Here is a 20,402-nt window from a genome sequence, read left to right as displayed (position 1 = left end):
AGTCCTTTCTAATCGGTAATGAAGAGCCGGCCGGGCGCTCGCGCTGCGCCGCGTACCGCGCGGCAGCTTACCACGCGCTCTGGCCGGCGCGGTCGTACTTTTCGGCCATGGCGGGGATGCCGGCGCGCACCTGGCGCTCGGCGCGGCGCACCTGGCGCGTGAGCAGCACGACGTGTGCCGGGGCGACGCGGCGATGGCGCAGCGTCCAGAACGCGCCGCGCAGCAGCGCAAAACCGGCCGGGCCGAGCGAGCGCTGGCGCGCAAACACGGCGAGCGCGTGTCCCGTGACGGCTAGCGCGTCGCGCACCGGCAGACGCATCCACGCGACCCACGCCGAATTGCGCGCGTGCGTGCAGTGCTGCGCGCGCGTGAGGAAGCGGTAGAGCGGTTCGCGGTGCGCGAGCGTCGATTCGCAATAGACGATCGAATGCCCGGCGGCGAGCACGTCGAGCGCCGCGAGTTCCTCCGCGCCGCCGTGCGACAGGCGTTCCTCGTAGCCGCCCAGCGCGCGGAACACGGCCGTGCGCAACACGCAGGCGCCCGCCATGTAGCTCGCCAGCGCGGGGCCGGGCAGGTCGTCCTCGCCGGGGGAGGTGGCGTTGAGCATCAGGCAGGCGGGATGGATCTCGCGCTCGTCGTGGCCGACTACGCGCGCGTTGAGCACGGCCACCTGCGGATTGTCGTCGAGCCATTGCATCGCGTGGGTCAGCGCCCCGGGCGCGAACCAGGTGCTGTCGTCGCAGCAGGCCACGTATTCGGTGGGCGCGAGGGCGACGGCGCGGTTAAAGCCCGTCATGCCGCGGTCGCCCAGGCCCTGGACGATGCGCACCTGCGGAAACAGCGAGGCGAGCAGGCTGATGGTGGAATCGGTCGAGCCGTTGTCGGCGACGATCACATAAGGGTGTTCGGGTAGCGCCGTGAGTCGCGCAACGGTGTCGACGATCTGGCGCACGTGATTGCGCGTGAGCACCACGACGGTGATGCGGGAGCCCGATGGGGGAGTCGGGGCACTGGGGGCGCCGGAGGCGCCAGGAGCGGGAGCGGAGGCGTTCATCGCGGTTCCATCTTCCATCGCGTTGCGGGCGGCGCTAGCCGGCGGCCAGCAGACAGATCGCTCTGCGGGGCAGGTTTTCAGGATACGCCGATGCGGGTCGGCTTGCACCCCGCCAGAACGGCGCTTGAGGCGTGTTGGTGGCGTGCTTGTCGCGAATTCGTCTTGCATCGGCACGATCGATGCTGCGTTGCGCAAACCCCGCGCGAACGCAGCGCGAGGCGTGGCGGACGCGCTTCGGATTGCTTCACGTTCCCCGGTTTCGCGCATCGCCCATGCCCGCGCAGTCAACTTTGCTAACGTGCCCGCAGTGCGCAATCAGTGCGCGGGCACCGCCGGTTTCGGCACATTCGACGCCCGCGCCGCCGACGTGTTTTCCGAATGCGGATACATCGTGAGCAGCACGCGCAGCACGCCATTCGTCCAGCCGAAGCCATCCTGCAACGGATACTCGCCGCCGCCCGCCGACGAAGCCTTTGCCGCCGCCGCGCTCACGTCGTATTTCTCGACGAGCTTGTGCGTGCGCTGGTAATAGACGAGATTCGTCGCGATCCAGCGCGTGGCGATGGTCTGCGCGAGCGCGTTTTCGCCATAGCGGCGCAGGCCCGTCACGGCGAGATATTGCAGCGGCGCCCAGCCGTTCGGCTCATCCCATTGCTGGCCGCTTTCCACCTGGGTGGTCGCGAGCCCCCCCGGTCGAAGCAGTCCGGCGCGCACCGCGCCCGCGACCTGATGCGCCTGCGCGCGCGTGGCGACACCCGTGTAGAGCGGATAAACCGTCGCCGCCGTGAGCCGGTGCGTGAGCGTGCGGTGCACGAAGTCGTAGTCGCTGAAGGCGTGAATCTGCGGATCCCACAGCACGCGGCCGATGGCGGCGGCGCGTTGCTGGGCGCGCTCGTTCATCTGCTGCGCCTCGCTCGCGTCGCCCTGCAGGCCATAGCCTTTCGCCAGCGCGCGTTCTAGATCGACGAGCAGCGCATTCAGGTCGACGGGCGCGAGCGAGGTGATATCGATGGTCGCAAGCGTGCGGTTGTCGGCCAGCCAGCGCGAGCTGAAATCCCAGCCCGTTTCGCCGCCCGCGCGCAGGTTGCGCCACAGTTCGGGCGCGCCGCGTTGCGGGGCGGCTTGCGCGGTCAGCACGTCCTCGCGATAGGACTCGTCGCGCGGCGTGTCGCGCGCGTCCCAGTAGCGGTTGAGCAGCGTGCCGTCGTCGAGGCGCACGACGTGGCGCGTGGCCTCGCCGGGTTTGAGCGTATCGGCGCCCGCCATCCAGTAGTCGTATTCCTTGCGCAACTCGGGCAGATAGCGCACGTAGGTCGCGTCACCGTCGCGGCGCGCGACGAGCGCCACCATCTGCGCGAAAAACGGCGGCTGCGAACGGCTCAGGTAATAGCTGCGATTGCCGTTCGGGATGTGGCCGTAGCGATCGATCAGGGCAGCGAAATTATCGAGTTCGTCGCGCGTGAGATCGTGACGCCCGCTCGCTTCGAGGCCGAGCATGATGAAGTACGAATCCCAGTAGTAAATCTCGTTGAAACGGCCGCCCGGCACGACGTAGGGCTTAGGCAGCGGCAGCAGCGACGAGTAGGGCTGCTGCGCGCTGTCCGGATTGCGGCGCAGCACGTCCCAGAGCGTGTCGATGTGGCTCACGACGTCCTGATTCGGATCGGAAACGTAGTGATCTTCGCTCTGTTTCTGATCGGAAAAATGCTGCGCGACGAACTCGCGCAGCGCCGCCTTGCGCGCGTCCGGATCGGTGATGCCCGCGTTGCGCGAGCTCCAGATTTCGTATTCGGCGACGATTTTCGTAGGGGCTTCGTTGGGCACCATGTCGGCGAACGTTTTGCTGTCGGGGAAGACCTGGCCAAGTTCGACGTCGCGATAGAGCTGGCCGAATAGTTCCGAAGGCGGCCGGGGTGCGTTTTGTAAATCCTGCTGGGGAGCGGTGATTTCGGCGGCTTGGGCGGCCTGGGCGGCAGGCGCGGACGCGCCGGTCTGGGCGAACGTCGCAGGCGCCGCGCAGGCGAGCGGCAGCGCGGCGATCAGGGTGGCGGTACAGCGGCGCATGCGCGACAGCGCAGGGAACGGGCGGAAATGAGGCAAATCGGGCGGCGTGGATGACGGCATCGGCGTGGCTCGCGGTGATTGTTGGGTGGAAGGGCGCTTGCCGGCGCGCGACCGTGTCGCCGGCAAAAAACGCTGTGGCGCAGCAATTTTTGTTCCGCCCCTGAGCGTGTCGATTACTCCAAAGCGATCGGGTGGCCGCGTCATCACTATCCATAATTGGGATAGTACCTATTCTCCATATCGCGTTGCGCGATACCGCAGGCCGCAGCGAAACTTGCGCAAAATCAACACGCAAATGGAGACACCATCATGCGCACCCAGGTTGGCATCATCGGCGCGGGGCCTGCGGGCCTGCTTCTTTCCCATCTTCTGCATCTGCGCGGCATCGATTCGGTCGTGCTCGAAATGCGCAGCCGCGAGCAGATCGAATCGACGATCCGCGCGGGCGTGCTCGAACAGGGCACCATGGATACGCTCACTGAAGCCGGCGTCGGCGCGCGCATGAAGGCCGAAGGCGCGCTGCATCACGGCTTCGAGCTGGCGTTCGAAGGCAAGCGCCGCCGCATCGATCTCACCGAACTCACGGGCAAGGCCATCACGGTCTACGCCCAGCACGAAGTGCTCAAGGATCTCGTCGCGGCGCGCGTGGCCGCCGACGGCAAGCTGTTCTTCAGCGTCAAGAACACCTCGATTCACGGCATCGACACCGATGCGCCCTCGATCCGCTTCGAGCACGAAGGCGAGCAGCACACGCTGCATTGCGACTATGTGATCGGCTGTGACGGCTCGCAGGGCGTCTCGCGCGCCGCCATCCCGGCCGCGCTGCGCCAGGACTACGAGCGCGTGTTCCCGTTCGGCTGGTTCGGCATCCTGGTGGAAGCGCCGCCTTCCTCGGACGAACTGATCTACGCGCGCCACGATCGCGGCTTCGCGCTGGTGAGCACGCGCTCGCCCAATGTGCAGCGCATGTATTTCCAGTGCGATCCGAAGGACACCGTCGATAACTGGTCGGACGACCGCATCTGGGCCGAGATGCACGCCCGCGTCGATTCGGAAGAAGGCCACAAGGTGGTCGAAGGCAAGATCTTCCAGAAGAACATCGTCGGCATGCGCAGCTTTGTGTCGACGACGATGCAGCACGGGCGTCTGTTCCTCGCGGGCGATGCGGCGCATATCGTGCCGCCGACGGGCGCGAAGGGCCTCAACCTGGCCGTCGCCGACGTCCGCGTGCTGACCGCCGCGCTGGTGGCGTTCTACAAGGAGAGCCGCACCGACCTGCTCGACAGCTACAGCGAAACCGCGCTGCGCCGCATCTGGCGCGCCGAGCACTTCTCGTACTGGATGACGCGCATGATGCACCGCCTGGACGACGCGACGCCGTTCGAGCAGCGCCTGCAGGTCGCCGAGCTGGAGCACGTGACGACTTCGCGCGCGGCGGCGATGGCGATGGCCGAGAACTACGTGGGCGCGGTGGCGGTGTAAGCCGGGCTGACATGCACAAGTAGTACGCAGCAGCGGTACATACAGAAGGGGCGCAAAAAAGCGCCCCTTTTTTCATGGCCTGCGAGCGCCTGCGCGTTCAGACCCAGCCGAGCCAGCGCCACCACGTCGCGGCAAACAGCAGCAGCAACAGGTAGCCGATCACGCTCAACACCAGCCCCACGCGCGCGAACTGCTTCGCGGTGAAGGTGTCGGTGGCGAGGCACACCATGTTCTGCGGCGCGTTGATCGGCAGGATGAAGCCGAAGCTCATCGTAAAGCCGAGCAGCATGGCGATGCCCAGGCGATTGAAGTCGCCCGACATCGACTGCAGCACCGCGATCAGGATGGGCAGCATGGCCGAAGTAAGCGCCGTGGCGCTCGCGAAGCCCAGGTGGATCACGACCAGAAACGCCGCCAGAATCGCGAACGCCATGAACGGGCCGGCCGTATCCAGCCCGGTGTGATGCGCGACCAGGTCGCCGAGCCACTGGCCCGCCTTCGTCGTCAGCAGCGCAGTACCGAGGCTGATGCCCACGCCGAACACGATCACCGTGCCCCAGGGAATGCGGCTTTGCACCGTCTTCCAGTCCATCACGCCAAAGCGCGGCAACAGCAGCAGCACGAGGCCCACGTAGGTGACCGAGGTGGTGTCGAAGGGATGCAGCTTGCCTTCGGTGGCCCAGAAGCACAGCAGGCCGATCGAGACGCCCAGCAGGCGTTTTTGCGGCCCCGTCATGGGCCCAAGGTCACGCAGCGATTTTTCGACGGCTTCCTTGCCGCCCGCGATGGCGTCGGTTTCGGGCGGCAGCATCTTGAGCACCAGCACGAGCAGGATCGCCGACATCACGAGCGCCCACGGCGCGCCAGCGATCAGCCAGTCGAGCCACGTCACGCGCGCGCCCAGCATCTTGTCCATGAAGCCCACGGTCAGCAGGTTCTGCGCGGCGGCGGTCTGGATGCCGACGTTCCAGATGCTGGTCGCCTCCGCCACCACGATCATGATGCCGGCGGCGATATTCGAGCGCTTGTCCACGCCGAACGCCGAGATCACGCCGACCATGATCGGCACCACGCAGGCGCTGCGCGCGGTGGCGCTGGGCACCACGAGCGAGAGCACGATGGTCACCGCGACCGCGCCGATCAGGATGCGCCGCGTGGTCGTGCCGATCAGCGAAAGCGTGACGAGCGCGATGCGTTTGTCGAGGCCGGTCACGGTCATCGCCGCCGAGATGAACAGCGCGCCCGCCACCAGCGCCAGCGCGGAATTCGAAAAGCCCGCGAGCGCCATGCTGATCGCTTTCGAGGTGCCGTAGAGCTGCGAGGGGTCGTCGATGGTGGGCGCGGTGCCCACGAGAAACGCCATCAGCGACGTGATGATGATGGCGCTTGCTTCGTAGGAGACGGCTTCGGTGAGCCACACGACCACGGCGAAGGCGAGGATCGCCAGCATGCGCTGTCCGGCCACGGGCAGGCTGGCGGGCAGCGGCAGCAGCAACACGACGATGAGCGCGATCGCGCCTGCGATCAGGCCAAGCGGAAGGCCCGGCTTTTTCTGCGCCTGTGCGGCGCTTGCCTGCGGTTTCGCTGCATTCATGCGTTGCGCTCCCTGTAGACCGGCACGTTGCGCATCGTCCCATAACGAATCGGGGCGTGCGTTGCAGGTGCCCTGTAATGAAGCGGCAATGCAGCGACGATGACGCGACGCGCGGGAACGGCTGGCGGCGGGAGTGTGCGAAGAGTGTGCGAGGGGCGAGAGGTGTGCTGCGGGGATCGTGACAGGGCCGGCAACGCCGGCCCTCATGCTGCGCTACTGCGTGTGCGGCTCAGTGCATGACTCGACGCATGACTTCGGCACATCTGGAACGACTGCGAACTTACTGGCTGGCGCCCTTGGCAGCAGCTTTCTTTTCTGCGTCCTGGAGGTTCTGCGGGTAGTTCGGATCGTTGTTCGCGGGCTTGTAGCCTGCGTCTTCGAGCTTCTTCAGTTCGGCGTTGTTCTTGGCGCGCGCGGCCTTACGTTCGGCCTTGCGCTGGGCGCGGGCCTGCTTCTTCGCGGCGGCCTTCTGCTCCTTAGCGGTCGGTGCCGATGCCATAGCCATCGCCGGTGCCGTGGCGGCCGGTGCGCTGGCATCCTGGGCAAAGGCGGGCGCGGCGGTGCCGAGCAGGAATGCGGCAGTAGCCGCGGCGAGAGTCAGCTTGCTGGTAATGGAACGCATTGATACCCCTCTTGGTTGGTGTGTGCTGCTGGATTCAGGGTTTGTGCTGCAGGCAAGGCGAGAAGCACTCCAAACGCGGCGCGGCCTGAAACCATGAGTGCAATGAATACCGCGCCCGGCGCTCAATGTATACGATCCTTGAAAAACCCGGTAGCAAGAGCCGACCCTAACAACTGGCAACCAACGGCGAACCAACCGCGTCGCGCATTCTCAGCGCTTTTGCGTCACGCGCTCGACGATCTGCGTGCGTCTGGCCAGCGCCGCCGCGTTCAGTTGACGCACGCGTTCCACCACGGCGGGCGGCGCGCTGTCCGGACTGCCCGCGTCGAAAGGCGGTGCAGGCGCGTATTCGAGTTCGAGCTGCAGCGCCTGCGCAGCCTCGTCGCCGATCAGTTCGGCTGCGAGCGTGAGCGCGAAATCGATACCCGCCGTAATGCCGCCGCCCGTGATCAGCGAGCCGTCGCGCACGACGCGCTCCTTGACCGCGATGGCGCCGAACGGTTCGAGCAACGCGTGGAACGCCCAGTGCGTCGTCGCACGCCGTCCTTGCAGCAGGCCCGCCGCACCCAGCACGAGCGCGCCGGTGCAGACCGAACTCACATAGCGCGCGCTCGGCGCCTGGCGCCGCACGAACGCGAGCGTGGCCTCGTCTTCGAGCAGCGGGCCGACGCCGCTGCCGCCCGGCACGCAGAGCACGTCGAGTTGCGGGCAATCGTCGAACACGGTATCGGGCGTGAGCAGCATGCCGGTCGCCGACATGAGCGGCTCGCGTGTCTTCCAGACGAGCCGCACGTTCGTATCCGGCATGGAGGCGAACACGTCGTACGGGCCGCAAAGGTCGAGTGGCTGCACCTGGGGGAAAAGCAGAAAGCCGATCTGGAGCGTCATGGAAGCGCCTTGAGGTGACGGTGATGTGAAGAGGAGCGAGGGGGCGAGCCGCTGGCGGCCCGTTCATCGTCACTCTACGTGCGGGCCTGCACGCGCGAGCGCCAAAAAACGCGCAAAAACTGCCAGCGCCGCGCGCGTTTGTGCCAGCATCCGGCAAGGCGCCGTGACGGGCTCATTGGCGCGTTCACTGGCACGCTCATCAACACGCTTTGTCATTTCCACATGGATCTTCATGTCACCGTATCCGGCCAGCGCGACCTCGCCGGACAGATCTATCGCCAGTTGCGCGAACGCATCGTCGACGGGCGGCTGGCGGGCGGTACGCGTTTGCCGTCCACGCGCGAGCTTGCACAACAGCTCAGTGTGTCGCGCAAGACCACCCTCGACGTGTTCGAGCGGCTGCTCGCCGAAGGCTATCTGATCGCGCGGCGCGGCTCGGGCACCTTCGTCGCCGACACGCTGGAGCGTCTGCCCGCGCGTGCGCCGGGGCATCCGAATGCGCAGATCCGCGCGGCGCAGGAAGGCAGCCGCGCCCTGCCGGACGGAGTCGACCGATATGATCCACACGATCAGCGCGACGGCAACGCGCCGCCGTGGTGGCAAACGCAACCCGAGGCGCTCGCGCTGCCGCGTCCCGATCCGCGCCTTGCCTGCGATTTCGCGGGCGGCGTCACGGACAAATCGCGCTTTCCCTTCGACGTCTGGCGGCGCTGCATCACCGACGCGCTGCGTGTGCAGGCGCGCGGCACCGGCGCCTATCGCGATCCCGCGGGCGAAGAGAAGCTGCGGCTGGCGGTCTCGCGCTACCTCGCCTTCAACCGCGCCGTGGCCAGCAACTGGGACGACGTGATCGTCACGCAGGGCGCGCAGCAGGCGCTTGCGCTGCTCGCGCGCGTGCTGTTGCGGCCCGGCGACATCATCGCCGTCGAAGATCCGGGTTATCCGCCTGCGCGCGAAGCGTTCGCGTCGTGCGGCGCGCACGTCGTGCCGGTGCCCGTCGACGACGACGGCCTCATCGTCGACAAGCTGCCGAAGCGCGCTCGCGTGATCTACGTGACGCCTTCGCATCAGTTTCCGCTGGGCATGCCGATGAGTCTCGCACGTCGCGTGGCGCTGCTCGAATGGGCCCAGACGCACGGCGCACTCGTGATCGAAGACGACTACGACTGCGAGTTCCGCTTCGAAGGGCGTTCGCTCGAACCGCTCAAGAGTCTCGATAACGCCGGTCTCGTGGCCTACGTCGGCACGTTTTCGAAGACCATGTTTCCCGAGTTAAGAGTTGGCTACATGGTGCCGCCCGCCGCGCTCAAGGGCGCGCTTATGCGCTCGCGCCAGACGGCGGACTGTCATGGCTGCGTGCTCACGCAGACCGCGCTCGCCGATTTCATGCTCAACGGCCACTTCGCACGGCACCTGCGACGCATGCACCAGACCTACGCCGCACGCCGCGAAACGCTGCTCAAGCATCTGCGCGGGCCGCTTGCTGCATGGCTCGAACCCGTGATGCCGAACACCGCGGGCCTGCACCTGGCCGCGCGACTTGCCGCAAGCGCGGACGAAACCGCGCTGCTTGCCGCGGCGCGTGCGGCGTCGGTCGGCCTGCATGCGCTCGCGCCGTTTCATCTGGAAACACCTTTGCAACAAGGCTTTCTGTTTGGCTACGGCGCAGTCGAAGTCGAGCAGATCGACGCCGCGTTGACCTCGCTCGCCGCGCATCTCCTGCGTGCGTGACGCGCGCCCGAACGCGAAAAACGCCATACGTGTGGCGTTTTCGCAGCATCGCGGACGCGTCGCGCTGGCGCTGTGTGCATGCCCGCGTGTCTGGCGGGAGCACGTTTACCCCTGTAAACAGGCGTCATAATGCGTTCGGGAGGCGGCTTGAAACAAAAAATTTGCATCGGCGATGCAAAAGAATGACGCAAAACGCTTGCACGCTTGTAGAATCCGCCGATGAAGCATTTGCATCCCGCTGTGCTTCGTCGATTCACTGACCAACACTGGTAGGAGAAACATGCCGACTTCCGCAAAGAAAGTGGCCAAAAAGGCAGCTGCCCCGGCCAAGAAGGTTGTTGCTAAAAAGGCCGCAGCGCCCGCCAAGACGGCAGCCGCAAAGACGCCCGCAGCTAAGAAGGTCGCCGTGAAGGCGTCCGGCGCACCGTCGCCGATCAAGGACACCTTCACGAAGGCCTCGCTGGCTGCTCACGTCGCTGAGCGCGCTGGTGTCGAGCCGAAGGCAACGAAGGCTGTGCTCGCCGCACTGGAAGACACGATCCTGGGTTCGGTTCACAAGAAGGGCGCTGGCGAATTCACGCTGTCGGGCCTTCTGAAGATCGTCGTTCAGGCTGTGCCGGCGAAGAAGAAGCGCTTCGGCAAAGACCCGTTCACGGGTGCAGAGCGCTGGTTCCCGGCCAAGCCGGCTAGCGTTCGCGTCAAGGCACGCGCGCTGAAGAAGCTGAAGGACGCAGCAGCAGGCTAAGCGCCTCGCGCCGTGGCCCCGGTGGCCGCGGCTTGCGTCAGTACCCAGGAAATCCCCGTTGGCTATGCGCCCACGGGGATTTTTATTTGTCCGCGAAAAGCGAGCGGGTGCAGAGCTTTGCCATGTCCATGCGCAGATGTTATGGGACAAAGTCCTGTAGTATCAGGCAGAAAATAACGATTATTTGACAGATTGAATCTTCACTTGAAGTTGGTGCGACGGAGATTCATAAAAATCCATGTCTAAATGTTATGACTGCTTCTGAACTCAGTATCCGCCAGGTCGAAGCATTTCGCGCCTTGATGCAGGCGCGCACGGTCACGCTTGCCGCGCACGCGCTTGGCGTGTCGCAACCTGCGGTGAGCCGTTTGCTGGCCGATTTCGAGTCGAGTGTGGGGCTCGCGCTGTTCGAACGCAGGCAAGGTCGCTTATGGCCGACGTCGCAGGCGCACGCGCTGCATGCCGAAGTCGAGCGCGCGTTCAGTGGCTTCGATCGCGTCGTACAGGCCGCCGCGCAGATCCGCGAGCAACGTCGCGGCGCGATTTGCGTCGCGGCAGCGGCCGGGTTCGCTGCGGATTTCCTGCCGCGCGTGGCAGCGGCATTCGCGCATGAACATGCGGGCGTGGACGTCACGTTGCTCACGCTCGAACCGGCGCTGGCGCTCGAACGCGTCGCCGCGCAGCGCTGCGACCTGGCGATCGTGAACGAGGTCGCGCCGCCGCCGGGCGTGCGGCTCGAACGCCTGGGCCAATGGCCGATGCGCGCTATCTTGCCGCGTGGTCATGCTCTCGCGCGTAAGCGTGTCCTGCACGCGACGGACTGCGAAGGCGAGGCGTTCGTCTCGTTCGAGTCGGGCACGCCTGCGCGTCTGCGCATCGATCGCCTGTTTGCCGAATGCGCGGTGACGCGCGCGACCGGCGTCGAGGCGGATCTCGCGCAGGCGGTCGTGACGCTGGTGGAGGCGGGCATGGGGATCGCGCTGGTCGATCCGGTGACGGCGGCGGCGTTGGGCACCCGCGTCGCCGTGAAGCGTTTCGAGCCGTCGCTTGAGGTGCCGGTGAACATTGCGCGCAGCGTGCAGCAGGACGGCGCGCCATTGGCCGATGCTTTCGTCCGGCATGCGGCGGCGGCGCTTGCCCGGCTCAAGTGAGCCGTCCGGGTCAAACACCACTCAATCGATAAAACGCACGGCCAATAAAAAACCAGCCCTGGCTCGCACCGAAGGCTGGTTTGGGGCAGCGTGTGATTTCTAGCTGCGAGGTCTCGTCGCGTGGCCGGGCTTGCGCCCGGCTCATGCCGTCGATCAGAACTTGTGGCGGATGCCCAGGCTGACGATCTCTTGCGAGCTCGATGCCGAGTTGTAGCCGTACGAACCGATCGAAGCCGTTGCGTTCACGCCCGGCGTGCCCGGCTGCGTGCCGTTGGCGTGCTGGTAAGCCGCCACAGCGTAGAAGTCCGTGCGCTTCGACAGGTTGTAGTCCGCACCCAGCGAAACCTGGTGGTACGAGCTCGACGTGTCGCCTGCAGCGTGCGTGTAGATGTAGCCCAGGCCCAGCAGCAGTGCCGGGTTCAGCTGGTAGCCCAGGAACGCGCCGCCGACGTTGTAACGCTCGGTCGTCTGGAACGTCGAGTAGCCGTCCGGCTTGACTTGCACGTTGCTGTAACGCAGGCCCAGCGTGAACGGGCCAGCGACGTATTGGCCAGCAACCGAAGCGATGCCAACCGACTTCGCCGAAGCGAATGCGTTGGTGATGACGCTGCCGTCCTGGAACACGTTGTCCGACGTTGCCGTCGATGCCCAGCCGCCGTTCGTCGTCGCGCGGTTAGCCGGGTTCGACGAGTTGTCCATGCGGAAGTAGCCAGCTGCGGCGTTGAACGAGCCGATGCCGTACGTTGCCGCTGCGCCCCAGCTTTGACCCGAACCGGTCGAGCCAGCGACGCCGCCCAGTGCGTACATGCCTTCGAACTGGAAGCCGTCCAGAACCGGCGACGTGTACTTGATGGCGCTGTTGGTACGCGAGCTGTTGTCGTTATTGTCGATGTCGCCCGGCGTTGCGAACTGGCTACCGAAGTAGTTGTCGCCCGTCAGCGGCTGAACCAGGTCGACCAGCGGGTCGTACTGGCGGCCGAGCGTGACCGTACCGAATTGATCATGCGTCAGGCCAACGAATGCCTGGCGGCCGAACAGGGCGCTGTTGCCGTTGTAGCTGCCCATCTTGCCGTTGTTGATGTTGAAGCCGTTTTCCAACTGGAAAATCGCCTTCAGGCCGCCGCCCAGATCTTCCGTGCCCTTGAGGCCGAAGCGGTTACCCGACAGGTTGCCGCCGGCGAGCTGGTACAGATTCTTGTTTGCGCCTGCGACTTCGGTGTTGTGAACCCACTGGATCGATTCATCGATCACGCCGTACAGGGTGACGCTGCTCTGGGCATGTGCCACGCCGGTGACGGCCAGCAGGGCCAGCGAGAGGGTCGAGAGTGCGACTCGTTTCATCCAGAATTCTCCACGCAGATGTTTGATTTAGTTGTTGCTGTTGCGCAAAGGAGAATAACGCAGGGGTGCAAATGTCTATAACTGAAAAAAATTCAGTGTCGCGAAAAGCTGACACACACGTGTAAGGCCTTGAAATACGGGCGATTCCGCGATTCTTCCGAATCCTGAAATATCGGATTGCTGACTCTGCATTATTGTCGTTTTCGCTACAAGTCGCGAAAAGTGCAACTTCGATTTGTAAGGTGCACGGGTAAACGTGGAGCAACCAGGGGTGTGCCCTGGTTGCGCCTCGAAACCGTAGCAGTGCTCTGTATATAGAGGGCGCGCAGGAGGGGGCGCGCCGTGGCCGCGCTCAGGATTTATTGCGCGAGCTGGCGTGACGGCGGCTGGTGGTGGCGGTCACGGCGATGGCGGCGCTTGCGACGAGCAGAACCGAACTCCATGGGTGGCGCTTGAGGTAGCGGTCGGCGGCCGCCACGGTGCGACCCGCCGACACGAGCGTGAGCGCGGCGGCATAGGTGGCGCTGTCCTCGATGCGCACGACCGAGCGGCGGATCTGCAAGCCGCCGTTGCCGCTGCGGGCGAACTCGCCGCCCGTCGCACGCGCCTGGCCGATGGCGCGCAGGGGGGCGTGGGCGTCGTCTGCCGCGAGATCGGCGGCGAGGTTGGCAGCGCGGTTGCCAGCCAGGTCTGGCTCAGTGCCCGCGCCCGTGGCTTTCAGGGCCGCCGCTTCGGCGGCGACCGCGGCCGCGTAGGGCGGCAGCGTGCCGTTACCCAGCACGCCGTCCGCTTCAGTGGCGTTGTTGATCGGAACAGCGTCGGCTTTCGGCGCTCTGGCGGCGGCTTCGCGCAGCGGCGCAATCGTCGAGGCGGCCAGCACCGAGGCCAGCTTGGCGCGGCTGCCGGGCGGCGGCTCGTCGAGCCAGCCCCACGCGCCGCGCGGATCGTGCAGGCGTCCGCGCGCGGCGGAGAACTCCGCGCCCAGCAGCAGCACCGCCGCCGAGAAGTACAGCCACATCAGCAGCACCGCGAGCGAGCCCGCCGCGCCGAACGCCGTCGCCATGCCCGCATGCGCCAGATAAAGCGCGAACAGCTTCTTGCCCACCGAGAACAGCACGGCGGCGACGATCCCGCCCACCATCGCGTCGCGCCATTGCACCAGCGCATCGGGCAAAAAGCGCAGCAGCGCGGCGAACGCGACCGCGAGCACCATCAGCCCGACGATGAACTGCACAATGTTGCCGATGAACAGATAGGTGGACGCGCCCAGCAGCCACTGCCCGACGAAGGTAATGACGGCGTCCAGCACGAGCGAAACGATCAGCAGAAAGGCGACGCCCAGCACGAGGCCGAACGAGATCAGCCGCACCCGCACGAGCGCGATCACCGATGACGCGCGCGGGCCGTCCGGCGGCCACACCATATTGAGCGCGGAATTGAGCGACGAGAACGTTGCGGACGCCCCGACCACCAGCAGCACGAGCGAGATCACGGCGGCCAGGCCGCCCGCGCCGCCCGCGCGGTGGGCGTTCTGCACGATGGTGGTGATGCCCGCGGCGGCGTCGTTGCCCAGTACGTTATGCACCTGACGAAACAGTTCGCCGCGCGCGGCATCGGCGCCGAAGAACCAGCCGGCCACGGCGATCACCATGACCAGCGTGGGCGCGAGCGAAAACGCCGAATAAAAAGCGATGCTGGCGGCCAGCGACGGGCAGCGGTCGGCGATGAACTGCCGGCACGCGTCGACCACCCAGGAGGCCTCCTTGCGCGCGGCCGATTCGATCTGTCTGGAGGAAATCGTCGTCATGGTTATGCGTCCCGCGTCGGAGCGTGTTCGAGCGATGATGCAGCCAAGCCCGCAACCGATCTTGCACTGCACCTTTCGTTCGACTATAGCAATCCGGATACCCGGTTGCGCGGCGCGCGCCGGGGCGGCGCAACTCATGCGATCCGGTTCCCAAAACGTCTTATACTGAAATCACCCACAACCAGAAAGCCGAGGACGCACATCATGCTGCAGATGTCCCGGCGTCAGTTCCTCAAGGTCACGGCAACGTCGCTGGCGGGATCCAGCCTCGCGTTGATGGGCTTCGCGCCCGACAACGCGCTTGCCGAAGTCCGACAATACAAACTGGCGCGCACCACTGAAACCCGCAATACCTGTCCGTACTGCTCGGTCGGTTGCGGGATCCTCATGTACGGTCTCGGCGATGGTGCGAAGAATGCCACCGCGAGCATCATCCACATCGAAGGCGACCCCGATCACCCCGTCAATCGGGGCACGCTCTGTCCCAAGGGCGCGAGCCTGATCGATTTCATTCATAGTCCGAATCGCCTGAAGTATCCGGAATACCGGGCGGCGGGATCGAACGAGTGGAAACGCATTTCGTGGGACGAGGCGCTCGACCGCATCGCGAAGCTGCTCAAGGAAGATCGCGACGCGAATTTCGTCGATAAAACCGCCGACGGCAAAACGGTCAATCGCTGGCTGACCACCGGCATGCTGGCCGCTTCGGCGGGCAGCAACGAAGTCGGTTATCTCACGCATAAAGTGGCCCGTTCGTGGGGCATGCTCGCATTCGATAACCAGGCGCGTGTCTGACACGGCCCGACGGTGGCAGGTCTTGCCCCGACGTTTGGCCGTGGTGCGATGACGAACCATTGGGTCGACATTCGCAATGCGGACGTGATTCTGGTGATGGGCGGCAATGCGGCCGAGGCGCATCCGTGCGGCTTCAAGTGGGTCACGGAGGCGAAGGCGCACCGCAAGGCGCGGCTCATCGTGGTGGATCCGCGCTTCACGCGCACGGCATCGGTGGCGGACTTCTACGCACCGATCCGCACCGGCACGGACATCGCGTTCCTGGGCGCCGTCATCAACTGGCTGCTCACGAACGACAAGATCCAGCACGAGTACGTGAAGAACTACACGGACTTCTCGTTCATCGTGCGCGACGACTACGCGTTCAACGACGGCATCTATTCGGGCTATAACGCCGAAAAACACGCGTATCCGGACAAGTCGTCGTGGAACTACGAGCTGGGCGACGATGGCTTCGTGAAGACCGACGACACGCTGCAGAATCCGCGCTGCGTGTATCAGTTGCTCAAGCAACATTACTCGCGCTATACGCCCGAGATGGTGGAGAAAGTGTGCGGCACGCCAAAGGACAAATTCCTCAAGGTGTGCGAAATGATGGCGAGCACGGCGGTGCCGGGCCGCGCGGGCACGATCCTCTATGCGCTTGGCTGGACGCATCACTCGATCGGCGCGCAGATGATCCGCACGGGCGCGATGGTGCAATTGCTGCTCGGCAATATCGGCATTGCGGGCGGCGGCATGAACGCATTGCGCGGCCACTCCAACATTCAGGGGCTCACCGACCTTGGCCTGATGTCGAACCTGCTGCCCGGCTACATGACGCTGCCGGTCGAGGCCGAACAGGACTACGGCGAGTACATCAAGAAGCGCGCGCAACAGCCGCTGCGGCCCAACCAGCTCAGTTACTGGCAGCATTACGGCGCGTTCTTCGTGAGCTTCATGAAGTCGTGGTGGGGCGAGAACGCCACCCAGGAGAACAACTGGGGCTACGACTGGCTGCCCAAGCTCGACAAGCCCTACGACCTGCTGCAGACCATCGAGCTGATGAACCAGGGCAAGATGACGGGCTATATCTGCCAGGGCTTCAACGTGATCGCTTCCGCACCGGACAAGGCGAAAACGCTTTCGGCGCTCAGCAAGCTCAAGTGGCTTGCGATCATGGATCCGCTCGCCACCGAAACATCGGAGTTCTGGAAGAAGTACGGCGACTATAACGACGTCGATACGGCCTCGATCCAGACCGAGGTGTTCCGCTTGCCGACCACCTGCTTCGCGGAAGAAAACGGCTCGCTCGTGAGTTCCAGCCGTGTGCTGCAGTGGCACTGGCAGGGCGCGCAGCCGCCGTTCGAGGCGCGCAGCGACCTGGAAATCATGTCGGGGCTGTTCCTGCGCATTCGCGCCGCCTACCAGAAAGACGGCGGCAAGGTGCCCGATCCGATCCTCAAGCTGGACTGGCCGTATTCGGATCCGGAAAGCCCGACGCCCGAGGAAATCGCCAGGGAATACAACGGAAAGGCGCTCGCCGATCAGACCGATCCCAAGGACGCCACCAAGGTGCTCGTGAAGAAGGGCGAGCAACTGGCGGGGTTCGCGCAACTGAAGGACGACGGCACGACGTCGAGCGGCTGCTGGATCTTTTGCGGCGCGTGGACGCAGGCGGGCAACCAGATGGGCCGGCGCGACAACTCCGACCCGACCGGCATCGGCCAGACGCTGAACTGGGCCTGGGCATGGCCGGTGAACCGGCGCGTGCTTTACAACCGTGCGTCGTGTGACACCGCGGGCAAGCCGTTCGATCCCACGCGCAAGCTGATCGGCTGGAACGGCGCGGCGTGGACGGGCGCGGACGTGCCGGACTACAAGGTCGACGAAGCCCCCGATCTCGGCATGGGGCCGTTCATCATGAACCCCGAAGGCGTGGCGCGTTTCTTCGCCCGCGACGGCATGAACGAAGGGCCGTTTCCTGAGCATTACGAACCATTTGAAAACCCGCTCGGCTATAACCCGTTCCATCCCAACAATCCGCAGGCCACGTCCAACCCGGCGGCGCGCGTGTTCCCGGACGACCGCAAGACCTTTGGCACCGCGCAGAATTTCCCGCACGTGGCCACCACGTATCGCCTCACGGAGCATTTCCACTTCTGGACAAAGCACGCACGCCTGAACTCGATCATCCAGCCGCAGCAGTTCGTCGAAATCGGCGAAGAGTTGGCGCAGGAGGTCGGCGTGGTCGATGGCGGGCGCGTGAAGGTGTCGAGCAATCGCGGCTACCTGATCGCCGTCGCCGTCGTCACGAAACGCATCAAGGCGCTCACGATCGAGGGCAAGAAGGTGCATACCGTGGGCGTGCCGCTGCACTGGGGCTTCACAGGTCTGACGAAACCCGGCTACCTGACGAATTCGCTGACGCCGCCTGTTGGTGACGGCAATTCGCAGACACCCGAGTTCAAGTCGTTCCTCGTGAAAGTGGAAAAGGCATAGGGGGGAACATGGCATTTCAGTCGCTGGACATCAAACGCCTGTCCGCCACCACGACGCCGCCGCCAGGCGTGCGCGAGCCGGTGACGGGCACGGTCGCGAAGCTTATCGACGTCACCAAGTGCATCGGGTGCAAGGCGTGCCAGACCGCGTGCATGGAGTGGAACGACCTGCGCGACGAGGTGGGCATCAATACGGGCGTGTACGACAACCCGCGCGATCTCACCGAGCACTCGTGGACGGTGATGCGTTACACGGAGTACGAGAACCCGGATGGCAACCTCGAATGGCTGATCCGCAAGGACGGCTGCATGCATTGCGAGGATCCGGGCTGCCTCAAGGCGTGCCCGTCGCCGGGTGCGATCGTGCAGTACACCAACGGCATCGTGGATTTTCACGAGGAAAACTGCATCGGCTGTGGGTATTGCATCACGGGCTGTCCGTTCAATATTCCGCGCCTGTCGAAGACGGAACATCGCGTTTATAAATGCACGCTTTGTTCCGACCGCGTGGGTGTGGGGCAGGAGCCGGCGTGCGTGAAGACGTGTCCGACGGGGGCGATCGTATTCGGCACCAAGGAAGACATGAAAGTGCACGCGGCGGAGCGCATCGTCGACCTCAAGGAGCGCGGCTTCGAGAACGCCGGGCTATACGATCCGCCGGGCGTGGGCGGCACGCATGTGATGTACGTGCTGCACCACGCGGACAAGCCGTCGCTCTATCACGGCCTGCCCGATAACCCGCGCATCAGCCCGCTCGTGCGCCTGTGGAAGGGCGTCGCCAAGCCGCTCGCGCTTGCGGGCATTGCGCTCGCGGCGGTGGCGGGCTTCTTCCACTACACGCGCATCGGCCCCAACGAAACGCATGCCGAGGACGAAGAAGCCGCAATCGACGAAGCGCGGCGCATCCGTTCGCAGCGCGACGGCATTGGCGGAATTGGCGGCATTGGTGGTACTGGTGGTACAGGCGGCATCCCTCCCGAGGAGCGCAACGATGAGCGACCATGAACCGCACCTGATCCAGCGTTATACGGCCAACGAACGCAGCAATCACTGGATCACGGCCATTACCTTCGTGCTGCTCGCACTGTCCGGGCTGGCGATGTTCCACCCGGCCATGTTCTGGCTGTCCGCGTTGTTTGGCGGCGGGCAGTGGACGCGTATCCTGCATCCGTTCATCGGCATCGTGATGTTCGTCTCGTTCATGATCCTCGCGCTGCGTTTCTGGCATCACAACTATCTGGACAAAGCCGACGTGCAATGGCTCAAGCAGATGGACGACGTGCTCAATAATCGCGAGGACAAACTGCCGGAAATCGGCAAATACAATGCGGGACAGAAGCTGTTATTCTTCACGCTGGTGGTTTGCCTCGTGCTGCTGCTGGTGAGCGGCATCGTGATCTGGCGGCGTTACTTTTCGTTCTACTTCCCGATCACGGTCATCCGTCTTGCCGCCGTCGTGCATGCAGCCGCGGCCTTCGTGCTGATCGCAAGCATCGTCGTGCATATCTACGCGGCGATCTGGGTGAAGGGATCGATTGGCGCCATGACGCGCGGCTACGTCACCTGGGGCTGGGCGCGCAAGCATCATCCGCGCTGGTTCCGCGAGAGCATCAAGTAGCAACGTTCCTTAAGCGACACGTTGCAGGCAGGCCGCCTCGCCCGCAAGGGCGCGGCGGCTTTTTGCTGGCTGGACGGAGACTTTGGCCGTGACGCAACAACGCATACTCGACCCCGAACAGATTCAGACGCAGGATCCCTCTGCCATTCCGCGCATCCGCTTGCCCGAGCGCCTGACGCTCTTCAAGGAGCGCGCCGCGCGCCTGCGCAAGCTCGCAGACCGCAATCCGATTGGCGGCTATATGCGCCTCATGGCCGCGCTCGTGGACGCGCAGCAACAGGCGCTCGAACATCTCGACGCGCAAATGCCGTCGGCCGAGGCCATCGCGCACGCACAGCGTCATTCCATGCCGATCCTGCCCGCGCTGGGCGCCGGTCGCGATGAGCAATGGCGCACGGTGCTGCGCCGCCTGGCCGACCGTGTGGAAGCCGCTGGCGCCGTGACGCCCGCGCTTGCAAGCGTGCTCGACGATTTGCGCGCGATGAGCGATGCGCAACTCGACGCCCAGGCCGATGCGTTGCTCGCGCAACGATATGCCGAAGTCGCGCCTGCCACCGCGCCGTTCGTCATGGCCGCGCTGCAGACGGTGTGGACGGATCTCGCCAGCCGGCTCGACGTGAAGGACGTGCCCTATGTCGATGCGCCCGGCGTGTGCCCCGTTTGCGGTGTGCCGCCGGTGGCCAGCATCGTGCGCGTGGGCGGCGCGTTCCAGGGCTACCGCTACACGCAATGCAGCCTGTGCGCGACCGAACATCACGTGGTGCGCGTCAAGTGCACGAATTGCGATTCGACCAAAGGCATCGCGTATCACGGCATCGAGGGCAGCGACGGCGCATTGAAAGCTGAATCGTGCGACGAATGCCATACGTATCGCAAGATCGGCTACCAGGACAAGGATCTCGAATTCGAGCCGCTTGCGGACGACCTCGCGAGCCTCACGCTCGATCTGTTGATGAGCGAAGCGGGCTACCGGCGCGCGAGCGCCAATCCGCTGCTGTATCCCGAAGCCCCGGCCGACCAGTGAGGCGAG

The 20,402-nt window shown here is 65.0% G+C and carries 16 protein-coding genes; 8 read left to right on the top strand and 8 right to left on the bottom strand.

Annotation, left to right across the window (positions count from 1 at the left end):
• Positions 1–67: 67 nt before the first annotated feature.
• Positions 68–1,054 carry a glycosyltransferase family 2 protein gene (locus BBA01S_RS40205; protein ID WP_042296064.1) on the bottom strand — a complete coding sequence of 329 codons (987 nt, stop codon included), beginning with the start codon at positions 1,052–1,054 and terminating at the stop codon, positions 68–70.
• A gap of 315 nt (positions 1,055–1,369) precedes the next feature.
• Positions 1,370–3,118 (bottom strand): alpha,alpha-trehalase TreF, encoded by a 1,749-nt coding sequence (treF, locus tag BBA01S_RS40200; RefSeq protein ID WP_084161877.1) that lies wholly within the window; start codon positions 3,116–3,118, stop codon positions 1,370–1,372.
• Positions 3,119–3,427: 309 nt separating this feature from the next.
• Between treF and BBA01S_RS05810 the strand changes: the two genes are divergently transcribed.
• Entirely contained in the window at positions 3,428–4,600 is a 1,173-nt protein-coding gene (locus BBA01S_RS05810; RefSeq protein ID WP_027815608.1) for a 4-hydroxybenzoate 3-monooxygenase, read from the top strand.
• A 97-nt stretch (positions 4,601–4,697) separates the two neighbouring features.
• On the opposite strand, the gene BBA01S_RS05805 is transcribed toward BBA01S_RS05810, so the two are convergent.
• The 4 genes from BBA01S_RS05805 to BBA01S_RS46700 all read right to left on the bottom strand — a co-directional run bounded on the left by BBA01S_RS05805 (position 4,698) and on the right by BBA01S_RS46700 (position 7,938).
• Positions 4,698–6,194 carry a DASS family sodium-coupled anion symporter gene (locus tag BBA01S_RS05805; RefSeq protein WP_027815607.1) on the bottom strand — a complete coding sequence of 499 codons (1,497 nt, stop codon included), beginning with the start codon at positions 6,192–6,194 and terminating at the stop codon, positions 4,698–4,700.
• 280 nt (positions 6,195–6,474) lie between these two features.
• Positions 6,475–6,816, bottom strand: a complete 342-nt coding sequence (locus BBA01S_RS05800; RefSeq protein ID WP_027815606.1) for a hypothetical protein — start codon at positions 6,814–6,816, stop codon at positions 6,475–6,477.
• Positions 6,817–7,026: 210 nt separating this feature from the next.
• Positions 7,027–7,704 (bottom strand): DJ-1/PfpI family protein, encoded by a 678-nt coding sequence (locus BBA01S_RS05795; protein ID WP_027815605.1) that lies wholly within the window; start codon positions 7,702–7,704, stop codon positions 7,027–7,029.
• A gap of 69 nt (positions 7,705–7,773) precedes the next feature.
• Complete coding sequence (locus tag BBA01S_RS46700; RefSeq protein WP_156965873.1) at positions 7,774–7,938, bottom strand: hypothetical protein; 165 nt, start codon at positions 7,936–7,938, stop codon at positions 7,774–7,776.
• Between BBA01S_RS46700 and pdxR the strand changes: the two genes are divergently transcribed.
• The 3 genes from pdxR to BBA01S_RS05780 all read left to right on the top strand — a co-directional run bounded on the left by pdxR (position 7,927) and on the right by BBA01S_RS05780 (position 11,331).
• Positions 7,927–9,435, top strand: a complete 1,509-nt coding sequence (gene pdxR, locus BBA01S_RS05790) for a MocR-like pyridoxine biosynthesis transcription factor PdxR (RefSeq protein ID WP_027815604.1) — start codon at positions 7,927–7,929, stop codon at positions 9,433–9,435. The two genes, BBA01S_RS46700 and pdxR, sit on opposite strands and share 12 nt — an antisense overlap.
• Positions 9,436–9,715: 280 nt before the next feature.
• The gene (locus tag BBA01S_RS05785) at positions 9,716–10,180 is read left to right on the top strand and encodes an HU family DNA-binding protein (RefSeq protein WP_027815603.1); all 465 of its coding nucleotides are present in this window, start codon (positions 9,716–9,718) and stop codon (positions 10,178–10,180) included.
• Between the two features lie 251 nt (positions 10,181–10,431).
• A complete protein-coding gene (locus tag BBA01S_RS05780; RefSeq protein WP_027815602.1) occupies positions 10,432–11,331 on the top strand; it encodes a LysR substrate-binding domain-containing protein in 900 nt (299 codons plus the stop codon).
• Positions 11,332–11,484: 153 nt separating this feature from the next.
• Here the strand turns inward: BBA01S_RS05780 and BBA01S_RS05775 are convergent, their stop codons facing one another.
• Both BBA01S_RS05775 and BBA01S_RS05770 read right to left on the bottom strand, forming a co-directional pair.
• Entirely contained in the window at positions 11,485–12,672 is a 1,188-nt protein-coding gene (locus BBA01S_RS05775) for a porin (protein WP_027815601.1), read from the bottom strand.
• Positions 12,673–13,024: 352 nt separating this feature from the next.
• Positions 13,025–14,485, bottom strand: coding sequence for a YihY/virulence factor BrkB family protein (locus BBA01S_RS05770; RefSeq protein WP_027815600.1), 1,461 nt, complete (start codon positions 14,483–14,485; stop codon positions 13,025–13,027).
• A gap of 198 nt (positions 14,486–14,683) precedes the next feature.
• Here BBA01S_RS05770 and fdnG point away from each other — a divergent pair, with 198 nt between their 5' ends.
• From fdnG to fdhE, 4 genes are all read left to right on the top strand, one after another.
• Positions 14,684–17,755, top strand: a complete 3,072-nt coding sequence (gene fdnG / locus BBA01S_RS05760) for a formate dehydrogenase-N subunit alpha (RefSeq protein ID WP_084161863.1) — start codon at positions 14,684–14,686, stop codon at positions 17,753–17,755.
• A gap of 8 nt (positions 17,756–17,763) precedes the next feature.
• The gene (gene fdxH / locus BBA01S_RS40195; RefSeq protein WP_084161860.1) at positions 17,764–18,759 is read left to right on the top strand and encodes a formate dehydrogenase subunit beta; all 996 of its coding nucleotides are present in this window, start codon (positions 17,764–17,766) and stop codon (positions 18,757–18,759) included.
• Positions 18,746–19,372 (top strand): formate dehydrogenase subunit gamma, encoded by a 627-nt coding sequence (locus tag BBA01S_RS05750; RefSeq protein ID WP_027815597.1) that lies wholly within the window; start codon positions 18,746–18,748, stop codon positions 19,370–19,372. Before fdxH ends, BBA01S_RS05750 begins: the two co-directional genes overlap by 14 nt.
• Positions 19,373–19,460: 88 nt before the next feature.
• Positions 19,461–20,396, top strand: coding sequence for a formate dehydrogenase accessory protein FdhE (gene fdhE / locus BBA01S_RS05745; protein ID WP_042296187.1), 936 nt, complete (start codon positions 19,461–19,463; stop codon positions 20,394–20,396).
• The last annotated feature ends 6 nt before the right edge of the window (positions 20,397–20,402 follow it).

It is taken from the genome of Paraburkholderia bannensis NBRC 103871, assembly GCF_000685015.1.
In the GTDB taxonomy this organism is placed as follows: domain Bacteria; phylum Pseudomonadota; class Gammaproteobacteria; order Burkholderiales; family Burkholderiaceae; genus Paraburkholderia; species Paraburkholderia bannensis.
Note: the sequence above shows the minus strand (reverse complement) of the source record. Positions and strands in the feature narration are given on the sequence as shown.